Source organism: Chromobacterium sp. Panama (genome assembly GCF_003052555.1).
Classification (GTDB): domain Bacteria; phylum Pseudomonadota; class Gammaproteobacteria; order Burkholderiales; family Chromobacteriaceae; genus Chromobacterium.
Genome location: NZ_QARX01000001.1, coordinates 3,820,618 through 3,835,370, shown reverse-complemented (window position 1 = coordinate 3,835,370; position 14,753 = coordinate 3,820,618). Strand labels below are relative to the sequence as shown.

At 66.4% G+C, this 14,753-nt stretch carries 15 protein-coding genes; all 15 read left to right on the top strand.

The window, feature by feature from the left end; genetic code table 11:
- Positions 1 to 10 precede the first annotated feature (10 nt).
- The 15 genes from DB032_RS17385 (at position 11) to carA (ending at position 14,740) form a co-directional block, all read left to right on the top strand.
- Positions 11 to 1,792 (top strand): acyl-CoA dehydrogenase, encoded by a 1,782-nt coding sequence (locus tag DB032_RS17385; protein WP_107800574.1) that lies wholly within the window; start codon positions 11 to 13, stop codon positions 1,790 to 1,792.
- Between the two features lie 483 nt (positions 1,793 to 2,275).
- Positions 2,276 to 2,902: a hypothetical protein gene (locus DB032_RS17380; protein ID WP_146176710.1), complete on the top strand. Its 627-nt coding sequence runs from the start codon at positions 2,276 to 2,278 to the stop codon at positions 2,900 to 2,902.
- An 11-nt stretch (positions 2,903 to 2,913) separates the two neighbouring features.
- Positions 2,914 to 5,061, top strand: coding sequence for a type II secretion system secretin GspD (gspD, locus tag DB032_RS17375; protein ID WP_107800572.1), 2,148 nt, complete (start codon positions 2,914 to 2,916; stop codon positions 5,059 to 5,061).
- Positions 5,058 to 6,518 carry a type II secretion system ATPase GspE gene (gspE, locus tag DB032_RS17370; protein WP_107800571.1) on the top strand — a complete coding sequence of 487 codons (1,461 nt, stop codon included), beginning with the start codon at positions 5,058 to 5,060 and terminating at the stop codon, positions 6,516 to 6,518. Before gspD ends, gspE begins: the two co-directional genes overlap by 4 nt.
- The gene (gene gspF, locus DB032_RS17365; RefSeq protein ID WP_107800570.1) at positions 6,518 to 7,729 is read left to right on the top strand and encodes a type II secretion system inner membrane protein GspF; all 1,212 of its coding nucleotides are present in this window, start codon (positions 6,518 to 6,520) and stop codon (positions 7,727 to 7,729) included. Before gspE ends, gspF begins: the two co-directional genes overlap by 1 nt.
- Positions 7,730 to 7,751: 22 nt before the next feature.
- Complete coding sequence (locus DB032_RS17360) at positions 7,752 to 8,012, top strand: hypothetical protein (protein ID WP_107800569.1); 261 nt, start codon at positions 7,752 to 7,754, stop codon at positions 8,010 to 8,012.
- A 30-nt stretch (positions 8,013 to 8,042) separates the two neighbouring features.
- Positions 8,043 to 8,486, top strand: coding sequence for a type II secretion system major pseudopilin GspG (gene gspG, locus DB032_RS17355; RefSeq protein ID WP_019100905.1), 444 nt, complete (start codon positions 8,043 to 8,045; stop codon positions 8,484 to 8,486).
- A 14-nt stretch (positions 8,487 to 8,500) separates the two neighbouring features.
- Positions 8,501 to 8,977 carry a prepilin-type N-terminal cleavage/methylation domain-containing protein gene (locus DB032_RS17350; protein WP_107800568.1) on the top strand — a complete coding sequence of 159 codons (477 nt, stop codon included), beginning with the start codon at positions 8,501 to 8,503 and terminating at the stop codon, positions 8,975 to 8,977.
- Positions 8,974 to 9,354, top strand: a complete 381-nt coding sequence (gspI, locus tag DB032_RS17345) for a type II secretion system minor pseudopilin GspI (protein WP_107800567.1) — start codon at positions 8,974 to 8,976, stop codon at positions 9,352 to 9,354. The genes DB032_RS17350 and gspI overlap by 4 nt, the downstream gene beginning before the upstream one ends.
- On the top strand, positions 9,354 to 9,932 hold the full coding sequence (locus DB032_RS17340) for a type II secretion system protein GspJ (protein ID WP_107800566.1): 579 nt from the start codon (positions 9,354 to 9,356) through the stop codon (positions 9,930 to 9,932). The genes gspI and DB032_RS17340 overlap by 1 nt, the downstream gene beginning before the upstream one ends.
- A 29-nt stretch (positions 9,933 to 9,961) precedes the next feature.
- A complete protein-coding gene (gene gspK / locus DB032_RS17335; protein ID WP_158274337.1) occupies positions 9,962 to 10,909 on the top strand; it encodes a type II secretion system minor pseudopilin GspK in 948 nt (315 codons plus the stop codon).
- Entirely contained in the window at positions 10,896 to 12,086 is a 1,191-nt protein-coding gene (gspL, locus tag DB032_RS17330) for a type II secretion system protein GspL (RefSeq protein ID WP_107800564.1), read from the top strand. The genes gspK and gspL overlap by 14 nt, the downstream gene beginning before the upstream one ends.
- 1 nt (position 12,087) lies before the next feature.
- Complete coding sequence (gene gspM, locus DB032_RS17325) at positions 12,088 to 12,597, top strand: type II secretion system protein GspM (RefSeq protein WP_107800563.1); 510 nt, start codon at positions 12,088 to 12,090, stop codon at positions 12,595 to 12,597.
- Positions 12,594 to 13,343, top strand: a complete 750-nt coding sequence (locus DB032_RS17320; protein ID WP_107800562.1) for a type II secretion system protein N — start codon at positions 12,594 to 12,596, stop codon at positions 13,341 to 13,343. The genes gspM and DB032_RS17320 overlap by 4 nt, the downstream gene beginning before the upstream one ends.
- A gap of 269 nt (positions 13,344 to 13,612) precedes the next feature.
- Positions 13,613 to 14,740, top strand: a complete 1,128-nt coding sequence (gene carA / locus DB032_RS17315; RefSeq protein WP_107800561.1) for a glutamine-hydrolyzing carbamoyl-phosphate synthase small subunit — start codon at positions 13,613 to 13,615, stop codon at positions 14,738 to 14,740.
- Positions 14,741 to 14,753: the final 13 nt, after the last annotated feature.

The window sequence follows — 14,753 nt, the reverse complement described above, 5'->3', positions numbered from 1 at the left end:
GGAGAAGGCGATGATTTATCAAGCACCGATCAAGGACATTCAATTCGCGCTCAATGAGCTGGCCGAGCTGCCGGCCGTCTGCGGCCTGCCGGGCTACGGCGAATGCTCGGTGGAGCTGGTGGACGCCATTCTGGAGGAGGGCGCCAAGTTCGCCGAAGGCGTGCTGGCGCCGATCAACAAGCAGGGCGATCAGGGCGCCAAATGGCGCGACGGCGAAGTCAGCGCCGCGCCCGGCTTCAAGGACGCCTGGCGTCAGTACGTCGAATCCGGCTGGGTGGGCCTGCGCGCGCCGGAAGCCTACGGCGGCCAGGGCATGCCGGCCTTGGTGGCCACCGCGGCCGAGGAAATGTGGTGTTCCGCCAATCTGGCATTCTCGCTGGCGCCGCTGTTGACGCTGGGCGCGATCGAGGCCATTCATCATCACGCCTCGGAAGAACTCAAGAGCGTCTATCTGCCGCCGATGTCCAGCGGCGCTTGGACCGGCACCATGAATTTGACCGAGCCGCAGGCCGGTTCCGACCTCGCCCAGGTGCGCAGCAAGGCCTTGCCGCAGGCTGACGGCAGCTATCGCATCAGCGGCCAGAAAATCTTCATTACCTGGGGCGAGCACGATATGGCGGACAACATCGTCCACCTGGTGCTGGCCCGCCTGCCGGATGCGCCGGCCGGGGTGAAGGGCATTTCCTTGTTCATCGTGCCGAAATTCCTGGTCAACGCCGACGGCAGCCTGGGCGCGCGCAACGATGTGCGCTGCGTGTCGCTGGAGCACAAGCTGGGCATCCACGGCAGCCCCACCGCGGTGATGAGCTTCGGCGATCAGGACGGCGCGATCGGCTATCTGGTCGGCGAAGCCAACAAGGGCCTGAACTATATGTTCACGATGATGAACCACGCGCGTCTGGGCGTGGGCATCGAAGGCCTGGCGGTGTCGGAGCGCGCCTACCAGAAGGCGGTGGAATACGCGCGCGAACGGGTACAGAGCCGCGCGGTGGGTTCGCCCGATCCGTCCGGTGTGGCCATCATCCAGCATCCGGACGTGCGCCGCATGCTGCTGACCATGCGCGCCCAGGTGGAGGCGCAGCGCGCGCTGGCCCTGTATACCGCGGCGGCGCTGGACCGCGCGGCGCGTCATCCGGTGGCGAGCGAAAAAGCGCGCAACCAGGCGCTGGCCAATTTCCTGATCCCCGTCGTCAAGGGCTGGAACACCGAGCAGGCCAACGAAATCACCAGCCTGGCGCTGCAGGTGCACGGCGGCATGGGATATATCGAGGAAACCGGCGTGGCGCAGTACTATCGCGATGCGCGCATCACCGCCATCTACGAAGGCACCACCGGCATCCAGGCCCTGGATTTGATTGGCCGCAAGACCGCGGGCGAGGGCGGCGTCACCGCGCGCGCCTTGCTGGAAGAGGCCGCCGGCTGCGTGGCCAAGCTGCGCGCCGCCGGGCTGGCCAGCCTGGCGGACAATCTGGACGAAGCGGTCAAGCAGGCGCGCCGCAGCGTCGACTTCATCCTGGATACCTTCGCCGGACAGCCGCAACGGGCGGCGGCCGGGTCCGTGCCCTTCCTCAAGCTGATGGGCATTGTGCTGGGCGGCTGGCAGATGGCGCGCGCGGCCCTGATCGCCAAGGAAAAGCAGAGCGACGGCGAGTCCGATCAGGACTTCATGCGCGCCAAACTGGCCACCGCGCGTTTCTACGGCGAACATCTGTTGCCGCAGGCGGGCGGTTTGGCGGCCGCCATCGTTGACGGCGCGGACAGCGTGCTGGAGATGGACGAAGCCTGGTTCTGAGGTGGTTCTAGGAAGATGCGCAACAGACGCCGCGGGATGCCGCGGCGTTTTTTGTTGCCTGACCGATGCAAGAGCGATTATTGCATGAGCGTGTAATCAGGCTTTGAGATAATGGAAAAGACCTTGTTGCGGGTTGCTGCGGTGCGGCATCAAAAACCGTTTGTCATTAAAAATATTTTGCCGCATAGTGTTTGCTCCGCCCCTAGCTACGGGCGGTGTGCGAAATCAGGCGGAAAAATAGTTCTTAATAGAAGAATTAATCGCATGGCGCGCTGATATTCGCTTGAATATTGCCTGGCTATGCAATTCGGTCTTTTTTTGGATTGACCGTATCCTGATGGCGTGCAAATAATCCGCTGCATGACTCACAGCCAAGCTCGAGCCAAGTCCCGGCCGATCCCATCGCGGCGCGAGGCGTCCGCTTGAACTTGGCCGCAAGGTCCGCGCTTAGATTTCAAGAATGAATACAGAAGCCAGGATGCAATGAAGCAAGTGGTCCATTGGAGTGAAAAGGGGAAGCGGTTGTTGCCGTCGGCGGCGACGCTGGGGCGTCTGGTCGCCGCTTTGCCTTGGCTGGCGCTGGCAGGCGCCGCCGTGTGGCTGGGCATGACCGTGGCGCCGATTTTGGGTCCCGCGGCCAAGCAATGGCGAGGCTTAAGCGAGCCGGCGCCGCAGTCCGCCGCCGCCAATGTGGCGATGGCGCACTGGTTCGGCGAGCCGGTGGCGCAGCAGGCGGCGGCCTTGCCGCCGGTCAAGCTGATCGGCGTCTACGCGCCTCAGGCTTCCGGCGCGCCCGGTTTCGCGGTGATAGACGACAATGGCCGCTCCGTCGCCCTGTTGCTGGGCAAGACTACGCCCGACGGCTGGGAACTGGCCCAGATCACCGCCTCCGGCGTGTTGATGCGTTCCGGCGGCAGCGAGCAGTTCGTGCCGCTGGTCGAGCGCGTGCCCGGCGCGGGCGGCGCGGTCGGCGGCAGTGCGCCGCCGCCGATGCCGCCTCCGATTTCTCCTCCTTCCCAGGCTCCCGTTTCGCCCCCCGCCGTGGTTCCTGTGAATCCTGAAACCCCGCCGCAACCTGGGCTGGATTCCGCCAGCATGGTTCGCCAATAAGAAGACTGAATATGCGTATCCACAAACTTGTCGCCATCCTGGCCCTGGTCTACGGTTGCAACGCCGTATTGGCCGCCACCCCGCAGAACGACGGAGTGATGCTCAACTTCGTCAACGCCGACATCGAAACCGTGGTCAAGGCGATAGGCGAGATCACCGGCAAGAACTTCATCATCGACCCGCGGGTGAAGGGCACGGTCAACATCGTGTCCAGCAAGCCGGTGCCGCGCGCGCTGTCTTACCAGATCCTGTTGTCTTCCTTGCGTTTGCAGGGCTTCTCCGCGGTGGAGGGCGGCGGCGTGGTCAAGATCGTGCCGGAGGCCGACGCCAAGCTGCACGCCAAGGCCAGCAAGGGCATCCCGCGCGGCGACGGCGACCGCCTGATCACCAAGGTGTTCACGCTTAAATACGGCAACGCCAATCAGCTGGTGCCGGTGATTCGGCCCATCGTGTCGCCCAACAACACCATCGCCGCCTACCCGCAGTCCAATGCGCTGATCGTCACCGACTACGCGGACAATATTCAGCGCATCGAGTCCATCATCGATTCGATCGAGAGCGCGGCCGCCGGCGACACCGTGGTGGTGCCGGTGCTGTTCGGCTCCGCGGTGGAACTGGCCGGCAGCCTGAACAAGTTGTTGCAGGACAGCGGCGCCGGCGCCGACGGCGGCAAGACCACCATCATCCCGGACGCGCGCGCCAATGTGCTGATGGTGCGCGCCGACACCCCGGGCAAGATCGGCAAGATCAAAAGCCTGCTCAAGCTCCTGGATCAGCCGAGCCAGGCCGGCGCCAATGTGCGCGTGGTCTATCTGAAGAACGCCGAGGCCGGCAAGGTGGCGCAGACGCTGCGCGCCTTGATGACCGGTGACGCGGGGCCCTTGCAGGGCCGCACCGCGGTGAGCACCAACGGCGGCTCCAGTACCAGCCTGCTGAACCAGAGCGGTTCGGGCAGCGGTTCCGGCGCCTCGTCCAGCGGCTCCGCCAGCGCCGCCCAGGCGGCCAGCCCGGTGGGCGGCGACAGCGCGTCCAGCGGCGGCGGCAGCGGGGCCGGCGGCGGCGGATCCATGATCCAGGCCGACCCCACCAACAACGCGCTGATTCTGAACGTGCCGGATTCCATGTACCAGAATCTGCGCAACGTCATCGACCTGCTGGACAAGCGCCGCGCCCAAGTGCTGGTGGAGGCGCTGGTGGTGGAAGTGGCCGCGCAAAGGGCGATGGAATTGGGTGTGCAATGGCAGGCGCTGGGCGCGCTCAACGGCAACGGCGCCGGCGTATTCGGCGGCACCAACTTCCCCGGCAACAGCGGCCCCGGCATCATCGGCTTGTCCGGCGGCGCGCTGGCCGGCGGCACCGCCGCCACGCCGCTTGGCACCCTGGCGGGCTCCGGCGGCCTGAACGTGGGCTGGGTCAAGGGCACGGTCAATATTCCCGGCATCGGCACCGTGCTGAACATGGGAGCGCTGGCCAAGGCGATGGAGACCGAGGTAGGCGGCAACATCGTGTCCAGTCCGTCCCTGATGGCGATGGACAATGAAAAGGCCAAGATCCAGATCGGCCAGGAAGTGCCTATCCTGACCGGCCAGTACAGCAATACCGGCAGCAGCAGCAGCGGCTCGGTCAATCCCTTCCAGACCTACGACCGCAAGACCATAGGCTTTAATCTGGAAATCACGCCGCAGATTTCCGAGGGCGGTTCCATCCGCATGAAGATTTTGCAGGAAGCGTCCACCATCGTGCCGGGCACCGAGAAAAACCCGCAAGGTCCAACCACCAACAAGCGGACGATAGAAACCATCGCCAATGTGGACGACAGCGGCATCATCGCCATCGGCGGCCTGCTGCAGGAAACGGTCAGCGACAATGAGAGCAAGGTGCCGCTGCTGGGCGACATCCCGTGGCTGGGCGCCTTGTTCCGCTACAGCAACAAGCAGCGCAACAAGACCAATCTGATGATCTTCATCAAGCCCACCATCATCCGCGACGATCTGGGCGCGCGGTCCATCGCCACCGATCGCTACAACTACATCATCGGCGAAGGCCATAAGGCGGAGAGGGAAAAGCTGCAGATGAATCTGGATTCGGCGCTGAAGTCCCTGCCGGAGGGCGGCATCCGCTCGACGCTGGAACAGAGCCTGAAGGCGCAGCCGAAATGAACAAGCCCAAGCTGTCGCCGGCGCTGGGCTTTCCGTTCGCGCGCGCCAACGGCGTGATCCTGCTGGACGGGGAAAGCGGCCGCCATCTGCTGCTGCGCGAAGACAGCCGGCCGGAGGCCTGGGCCGAAGTGCTGCGCCTGCACGGCCAGGGGCTGGCCAGCGTCGAGACGCTGGAGGCGGCCTTGTTCGACAAGCGCCTGTCCGAGCATTACGCCAATCGCGACGGCGCGGCGGCCGAGGTGGTGGACGATATCGGCCAGGACCTGGATCTGACCCAGATGGTGGAGTCCTTGCCAACGGTGGAGGACTTGCTGGAGAGCGAGGGCGACGCGCCCATCATCCGCATGATCAACGCCTTGCTGACCCAGGCGCTGCGCGACGGCGCCTCGGACATCCACATCGAAGCCTTTGAAGACCGCTCGGTGGTGCGCTTCCGCCTGGACGGTTCGCTGCGCGACGTGGTCAGCCCGCACCGCGCACTGCACGCGGCCATGGTGTCGCGGATCAAGATCATGGCCAATCTCGACATCGCCGAAAAACGCATTCCACAAGACGGCCGCATCTCGTTGCGTCTGGGCGGCCGCCCGGTGGACGTGCGGGTCTCCACACTGCCCACCAGCCACGGCGAGCGCGTGGTGCTGCGTCTGCTGGACAAGGAAAACGCCCGTTTGGACCTGGCCACGCTGGGCATGGCGGCGGACACGCTGCAGGCGGTGGACAAGGTGATCCGCCAGCCGCACGGCATCCTGCTGGTCACCGGCCCCACCGGCTCGGGCAAGACCACCACGCTGTACGCGGCCTTGTCGCGGCTGGACGCGCGCCACACCAATATCATGACGGTGGAAGACCCGGTGGAATACCATCTGGACGGCGTCGGCCAGACCCAGGTCAATCCGCGCATCGACATGAGTTTCGCCAAGGCGCTGCGCGCGATTCTGCGCCAGGATCCGGACGTGGTGATGATAGGCGAGATCCGGGATCTGGAAACCGCGCAGATCGCGGTGCAAGCCTCGCTGACCGGCCACCTGGTGCTGGCCACGCTGCACACCAACGACGCCGCCTCGGCGGTGACGCGGCTGGTGGACATGGGGGTCGAGCCCTTCCTGCTGGCTTCCAGCCTGCTGGGCGTGATGGCGCAACGGCTGGTGCGCCGGCTGTGCCCGCACTGCAAGGCGCCGCATCCGGTGCCGCTGGAAGGGGAGGCGGACGCTCCGCATTACCGGCCGGCGGGCTGCCCGAGCTGCGGCCATTCCGGTTACAAGGGGCGTTACGGCGTTTATGAACTGCTCTTGGTCGACGATCAATTGCAGCGCTTGATCCACGATCGCGCCTCCGAACAGAAAATGCGCGATTACGCCGCCCGCCACGGCATGCGTTCGCTGCGCGACGACGGCTTGCGCTGGGTCAAGGCCGGCGAAACCTCGCTGGAAGAAATCATGCGGGTGACGAGGAACTGATGGCCGCTTTCCGTTTTACCGCTTTCGACCCCGCCGGCAAGGAGCAGAAAGGCTTGCTGGAGGCGGACTCCGCGCGCGCCGCGCGCAGCCAGCTGCGCGAGCGCGGCCTGCTGCCGCTGGAGGTGGAAAGCGTCAGCGCCAAGAACGGCGACGCCGGCAGCTCGGCGCTGCGCCGCGGCCTGCCGCGCGCGGAACTGGTGATGATTACCGAACAGCTGTCCACCCTGCTCAACGCGGGCCTGCCGTTGGAAAAGGCGCTGACCGCGGTGACCGAGCAGTGCGAACACCCGCGCAGCCGCACCGTGCTGGCGGCCTTGCGCAGCGACATCCTGGAAGGCAAGAGCTTCGCCCAGGCGCTGGCTTCGGCGCCGGGCGTGTTTTTTCCGCTGTATCGCTCGCTGGTGCAGGCCGGCGAACAGTCCGGCCATCTCGACACCGTGATGGAGCGCTTGGCCGAATACCTGGACAAGCGCCAGAACACCCAACAAAAAGTGATGCTGGCGATGGCCTATCCGGCCGTGGTCACCGTGGTGGCCATCCTGGTGGTGGCCGGTCTGATGAGTTATGTGGTGCCGCAGGTGGTCAGCGTGTTCGCGCAGACCAAGCAGACCCTGCCTTTTCTGACCCGGGCGCTGGTGGCCGCCAGCGATTTCCTGCGGCAATGGGGCCTCGCGCTGCTGGCCGGCATCGTCGCCGCGCTCTTCCTGACCGTGCGCGCCTTGCGCGCGCCGGCGCTGAAACGGCGCTTCCACGCCCGGCTGTTGAAGCTGCCGGTGTTCGGCCGCCTGCTGCGCGCGCTCAACACCGCGCGCATGGCCAGCACCCTATCCATCCTGGTGGGTAGCGGCGTGCCCTTGCTGACCGCGCTGGAAACCGCGCGCGGCCTGATGACCCTGCTGCCGATGCAGGACGCGGTCAGTGAGGCGATGGCCAAGGTGCGCGAGGGCGTGGCGCTGTCGCGCGCGCTGCACGCCACTCGTCAATTCCCGCCGGTGCTGATCCATCTGATCGGCAGCGGCGAATCCAGCGGCACGCTGGCCCATATGCTGGACCGCGCCGCCCAGCAGCAGGAGCAGGAGGTGGAGCGCAAGCTCGCCACCTTCACCACGCTGATGGAGCCGCTGCTGATCCTGTTCATGGGCGGCATGGTCTTGCTGATCGTGCTGGCCATCATGATGCCCATCATCGACATGAACCAGATGGTGCATTGATTTTCGCGGAAAGAAGCACGGAATGTCTCACAAGGCAGTTTTACAGCAATGGGTGTTGGAAGCGCTGGCCGCGCACGGCGGCAAGGCGGACCGGCTGACGGTGGCCAAACACATCTGGCATGCGCGCGCTCGCGAGCTGGAAGGCACCGAGTTGTTCTACACCTGGCAATACGATATGAGCTGGGCGGCGAGCGAGTTGAGAAAGCTGGGCCAGCTCAAGCCGGCCAATGCCGGACCCGCCGGCGTCTGGGAGTTGTCCGGCGACGGCCCCTCCCTGTTTTGACCCTTTGAAACCTCGGTAGTAGGAGTAGATATGCGACACCTTTCCAAAGCGGCCCAGCGAGGCTTCACCCTGATCGAAATCATGGTGGTGATCGTGATTCTCGGCGTACTCGCGGCGTTGGTGGTGCCCAAGGTGATGAGCCGTCCGGACGAGGCGCGCGCCGTCGCCGCCAAGCAGGATCTGGGCGCTTTGAGCCAGGCCCTGAAACTGTATCGTCTGGACAACGGCCGCTACCCCAGCAGCGAGCAGGGCCTGCAGGCGCTGGTGCAGAAGCCGACCTCGGCGCCGGAGCCGAAGAACTGGAAGCCGGGCGGCTACCTGGAGCGCCTGCCCAAGGACCCGTGGGGCAATCCCTACCAGTACGCCAACCCGGGCACGCACGGCGAGATCGACATCTGGAGCTTCGGCGCCGACGGCGAGCCGGGCGGCGAGGGCGTGGACGCCGACATCGGCAACTGGGACGCGGTCAAGTAAGACCGGAGTCGTTGATGGGCTCTTCCGTTCCGGCGCGCGGCTTCACCCTGATCGAGGTGATGGTGGTGATGCTGATCATCGGCGTACTGGCCACCACGGTGACGCTCAGCATGCGGCCGGACACGCATCGCCAGGCTTCGGACGAGGCCTACCGCTTGGCGCGGGTGCTGGAGCAGGCGGCGGACGCCGCCGAAATGGGGGATCCGCTGGCCCTGATGTGGGACGCCAAGGGTTACGGCTTCCGGCGCCGCGGCGACAACGGCGAATGGGGCGGCGCCAACGACGAGCTGCTGGCCGACCGGCTGTGGCCGGAGGGCGTACACGGCGGCGCTTTGTTGCTGGACGGCCAGCCCTGGCCGGCGGGACGGCCGCTGCCCTTGTGGCAGGACGGGCGCGCCAACGCGCTGGCCCTGCAGATCAAGACCGAGACGCGCGGCCTGGCCGTGACCCTGTCGCCGCTGGGCCGCAGCCGGGTGGACGAAGGCTCATGAAGCGCGAGCGCGGCTTTACCTTGTTTGAAGTGCTGGTGGCGCTGGCCATCATCGCGGTGGCGCTGGGCGCGCTGTTGCGCGCCACTGGCCTGGCCGCCGACAACGGCGAAGGCATGAAGCGCCGAATGCAGGCCGCTTGGGAAGCGCAGAACATGATCGCGCTGATGCAGGCGCGCCGCGAATGGCCGGACGTGGGCGAACAGGCGGGAGAGCTGGACGACGACGGCGCGCGCTGGCGTTGGCAGCGCGTGATCAGCCAGACGCCCAATCCCAATTTCCGCAAGGTGGTGGTGCGCGTGCTGGCGCAGGGCGACGGCCGTTACGTGCTGGCCGAGATGACCGGCTATCTGCGGATGAACGCCGGAGGCGGTTCGTGATGCGCGGTCGGCAGGACGGCATGACCTTGATCGAGATCCTGGTGGCGATGAGCTTGCTCGCCATCTTGTCGGTGCTGGGCTACAAGGCTTTCGGCTCCTTGCTGATCTCGCGCGAGCGGCTGATGCAGACCAGCGAGCAATGGGTGGACGCCGCGCGCGCCTTCCGGCGGCTGGAGGGAGATCTGACCGGCCAGATGCCGGCGCCGACGCAAGGGCAAGGGCAAGGGCCCAGTCTGGGCGGCAGCCAGCTATTGCTGCAAAGCGACGGCGACGGCCAGACGCTGACCTTGCAGAGTTTTTCCGCCCGCTATCCCGGCGGCCAGGAGCGCATCAGCTACCATGCCGGCGCTCAGGGCCTCAGCTGGGCGGCGGGCGACGCCCAGGGCGCGGCGCCGACCGCCTACGTGCTCTTGGGCAAGGACGCCGCGGTGCGCTGGCGCGTGCTGCTGGACGACGGCAATTGGCTGGACAACTGGCCGCCTCGCGAGGCCAGCCCGGCGCACAGCCCGCGCGCGCTGGAAATGCGCATCCGCATGCCGGGCAATGAATGGGCGAAACGGATATGGTCGCTGCCATGAGGACGCCGGGAAGCCGGAAGCAACGCGGCATGGCGGTAATCATGGCCTTGCTGATCGTGGCGCTGGCCACCACCGCCGCCTCGCTGGTGCTGTGGCAGCAAGGCCTGTGGTGGCACCAGCTCGACAACGACCGCAATCGCGCCCAGCTGCGCCTGGTGGCCGACGCCGGCCTGGGCTGGGCGATGGAAATCCTGCGCTTCAACAACGGCGCGGCCGGCAACGGCGTGGTGGCCCTGTCGCAGCTGTGGGCCCAGCCCTTGCCGCAGACCGAGGCCCAGGGCGTGACCGTGTCCGGCCGGCTGAGCGATCTGCAAGGGCGCTTCAATCTGAATTCGCTGGTGCAGAACGGTCAGACCAATGCGCGCCAGCTGGTGTTCTACAAGCGGCTATTGACCACGCTGGGCCTGCCCACGCGCTTGTCCGAACCGCTGGTCAAGCAACTGCGCGGCGGCAAGGATCCGGAGGACGCCAGCCAGCCGGCGGGAGAGGGCCGGCCGCCGGAGCCGGGCGCGGCCCTGCCCGGCTACCCCTTGCTGCGGGTGGAGATGCTGCGCTGGCTGCCGGGCTACACCCCGGAGGTCTTGGACAAGCTGCTGCCGCATGTGGCCGCCTTGCCGGCCGACGTCAGCCAGATCAACATCAACACCGCCACGCCGGCGGTGATGAAGACGCTGCTGCCGGGCGTGGGCGAAGGCAATCTGCTGGTGCTGCTCAATCAGCGCAAGGTCAATTACTACAAGGACGCCAACGATTTCAAGGCGCGGCTGCCGGCGCCGGGCATCATCGCCGACACCGATATCGCGGCGGCGTCCAATTACTTCATGCTGGACAGCTCGGCCCGGCTGGAGCGGGCGCGGCTGGAAATGCGGGCGCTGATCTACAGCAATATGAACGTGGTGAAGACGCTGTGGCGGCAAGACGGCGCGGGACGTCCGCCGCCGGCCAGGGGAAACGGAAACCAGAATGACAACGCTTAGACTGTATCTGCGGGCCGGTTGGCCCGATAGCGAACCGGGGCTGCCCTGGGCCCTATTGGGCGCGCGCGGCGAACTCAGCGCTCAGGGCGACAGCGCGCCGGCCGGCTGGCCGCGCGCCGATCGCTGCGAATTGATCCTGCCCGCTGGCCGCACCCTGTTCACCCAGGCGCGGTTGCCGGCCTCGGTCAAACAGCCGACGGCGGCGATGATGGGCTTCGCCCTGGAAGAAGGCTTGATCAACGATCCCTCCGCCAATCTTTACGCCATCGGCGGGGAGTTGCCGGACGGCAGCCGAGCGGTGGCGGTGACCGAGGCTTTTCCGGTGCGCCGCGCCGTGGCCATGCTCAAGAGCGCCGGGCGGCTGTGCGACCGCATCCTGCCGGAAGAAAGCCTGTTGCCGCCGCCGGCGCGCGACGGCTGGAGCGTGGCGCGCGGCGGCGAGGGCTGGCTGCTGCGCTTGAGCGCCACGCGCGCGGCCTGGCTGCCCTACTGCGGCGAAACGACGGAACAACTGCTGTTCGCACGGCTGGCGGCGCAGCTGCCGCCGGCCAGCCTGACCGTGTGCGGCGCCGAAGCGGCCGGCCTGATCGGCTCGCGCCTGCCGGCGTGGCAAGGCGAGCCCAAGCAATTGGCCGCTCATGATTGGCGGCAGGGCCAGGCGCAACAGGCTTTCGACTTCGCCAACGGCGAACTGGCGGCCAATCGGCGCTGGCGCGACTGGGGGCCGGCGCTGCGGCGGACCAGCTTGGTGCTGGGCGGCTTGCTGGCGGCGCAGCTGGCGCTGACCCTGGGCCAGGCCGCTTGGTACGCCTGGCAGAAACAAAGCCTGTCGGCGGACATCCGCGCCGCGGCCAAGCCCTGGATCGGCGGTCAGGCGATGCCGGGCAGCAGCGCGCTGGCGATGACGCGCGCGGTGGACAAGCTGCGATTGAGTCACGGCCTGCCGGCGCGCGACGACGCCTTGGAACTGATGGGCGCGCTGGCCGCGCTCAGCGGCCGCGATCTGCAGACCCGCTCCCTCAGCTACGACGGCGGCCGGCTCAAGCTGCAAGTGGCGGACGTGCCGGCGGAAACCCTGCAACGCTGGCGCGGGCAACTGGCGGCCAAGCAGATCCGTCTGGACGTGACCGCCACCCAGCAGGGGACCAAAGAACTCAGCCTGTCCCGGGAGCCGTGATATGAAGCAATACCGTGAACAATTCGCCGCCTACTGGCGGCAGCGCAGCCGTCGCGAACAAGGGCTGCTGCTGGCGATGGCCGCGGTGCTCGGCGTCGGCGTGCTCTACGCCGGGGTCTGGGAGCCGGCGGGCAAATCGGTGGAGCGCAACCGCGCCGCCGCGTCCCGGCTGCAAGCCGAGCTGAGCTATGTGCAGTCTCTGGCGCGGGAGGCCGAGCAACTGAAGCGCCAGCCGGCGCAGGCGGCGCTGCCGGCCAAGGAACTCTTGCCGGTGATCCGTCAGGTGGCGCAGAGCCAAGGCTTGTCCGAGGCCGGCTGGCAACTGAGCCCGGAGGGCGAGTCCGGCGTGGCGATGGAGGGGACGATGGCGTTCGACGCCTGGGTCAAGCTGGCCGGCGTGCTGGCGGCTCAGCACCAGGTGCGGGTGCTCAGCGTGAGGGCGGAGGCGCAGCCGATGCCGGGCCAAGTGCATATCAAGGCGTTGCTGGCGCACGCCGGAGGCGGCGCATGAAACGTAAAATGCTGATTGGCGCGCTATTGGGCGCGCTGTTTCTGGCCGGCCTGATCGCCGCCTTGCCGGCGAGTTTGCTGTCGCTGCCCTTGTTGCGCGCCACCGGCGAGCGCTGGCAGTTCAGCGGCGCGCAAGGCACGGTGTGGCAGGGCAAGACGCAGCTGGTCTATGTCGGCGACAAGGGCGAAGTGCTGCCGATGAGCCGGATAGGCTGGCGCTTTCAGCCCAAGGCCTTGTTGTCGGGGCGGGCGATCTGGCTGCTGGAGAGCGACGGTCAGGACGGCAAGCTGGAGTGGAGTTGGGGCGGCGTGGAAGTGAACGGCGTCAACCTGACGGTGCCGGTGGCGGCTTTGGCGAATCTGTCCAAGACCTGGCAGGCGGCGCGCTTGGGCGGCGATCTGCAGCTCAAGGTCGGCCAGTTCAGCCGCAAGGGCGGGCAACTGGCCGGCAATCTGCAGCTCAGCTGGCTGGGCGCGGCCTCGCCCTTGAGCCCGCTGTCGCCGTTCGGCTCCTACCAAATGGATGTCAACGGCGCCGGCGCGGGCGTGGCCTTGAACGTGGCGACGCTGGACGGACCCTTGAATCTGAGCGGCCAGGGCCAGTGGCAGCCGGGGGCGGCGTTCTCGCTGGCCGGCAGCGCCGACAGCCCGCCGGAAAAATACGACGCCTTGAAACCGCTGATGCTGATGTTGGGCAAACCGAGCGGACCGACCAGCGTGCAATGGCAGATTCGTCCAGGGGCTTGATGACGGTTCATTTGTCATGTTATCGAATTTTCTTGTGATTTTTCCGGCACGGCGTTACTATAGAAAGGTTTAACCAAACGGGACTGATGCGCCAGGCATCGAGTCCCGTTCTTCACATAAAGCAATTCGAAAACTTAGGGTAGGGACAGATCCCATCTGTTGCGGCGGAGGCCTTGCGCGAGCGAGGCGGCCGGGCCGGCGGAGGGGGTCAACAAAAACCGGCGCAGCCGGTTTTTCCTTACCCGCCGCAAACGCAATAGGAGCAGCTTGTGTCAACCGTACCCGCAATCCTTGTCTTGGCCGATGGCACCGTGTTCAAGGGCAGTGCTATCGGGGCCGCCGGACATACGGTGGGCGAGGTGGTTTTCAATACCGCCATCACCGGCTATCAGGAGATTTTGACCGACCCCTCCTATACCAAACAGATCGTCACCCTGACTTATCCCCATATCGGCAACGTCGGCGCGAATTCGGAAGACACCGAATCTCGCGCCGTTTTTGCATCCGGCCTGATCATTCGCGATCTGCCGCTGCTGCACAGCAACTTCCGCGCCGAAGACTCCTTGTCCGCTTATCTGAAGCGGCACAATGTCGTCGCCATCGCCGACATCGACACCCGCCGTCTGACTCGCATCCTGCGCGAGAAGGGCGCTCAGGCCGGCTGCGTGATGGCCGGGGACGTCGATGAGGCGCGCGCGCTGGAACTGGCGCGCGGCTTCGGCTCCATGGCAGGGCAGGATCTGGCCCAGGTGGTCAGCTGCGACAAGCCTTACGCCTGGACCGAGCGCGAGTGGAAATTGGGCGCCGGCTATCAGGTGCAGGCATCCACCCGTTTCCATGTGGTCGCCTACGACTTCGGCGTCAAGCACAACATCCTGCGCATGCTGGCCGAGCGCGGTTGCCAACTGACCGTGGTGCCGGCCAAGACCCCGGCCGCCGACGTGCTGGCGCTGAATCCGCACGGCGTCTTCCTGTCCAACGGCCCCGGCGATCCGGAGCCCTGCGATTACGCGATCGCGGCTATCCGCGACATTTTGGACGCCAAGCTGCCGGTGTTCGGCATCTGCCTCGGCCATCAACTGCTGGGCCTGGCCAGCGGCGGCAAGACGTCCAAGATGAAGTTCGGCCACCACGGCGCCAACCACCCGGTTCAGGACCTGGACAGCGGCCGGGTGATGATCACCAGCCAGAACCACGGTTTCCAAGTGGACGAAACCAGCTTGCCGGCCAATGTGCGCGTCACCCATCGTTCGTTGTTCGACGGCACGGTGCAGGGCATCGCGCTGACCGACCGTCCGGCCTTCTCCTTCCAAGGCCATCCGGAAGCCAGTCCGGGCCCGGAAGACGTCGCCTATCTGTTCGATCGCTTCATCGCCTCGATGGCGGAACGCGTTTAAGCCGGGGAGCGGG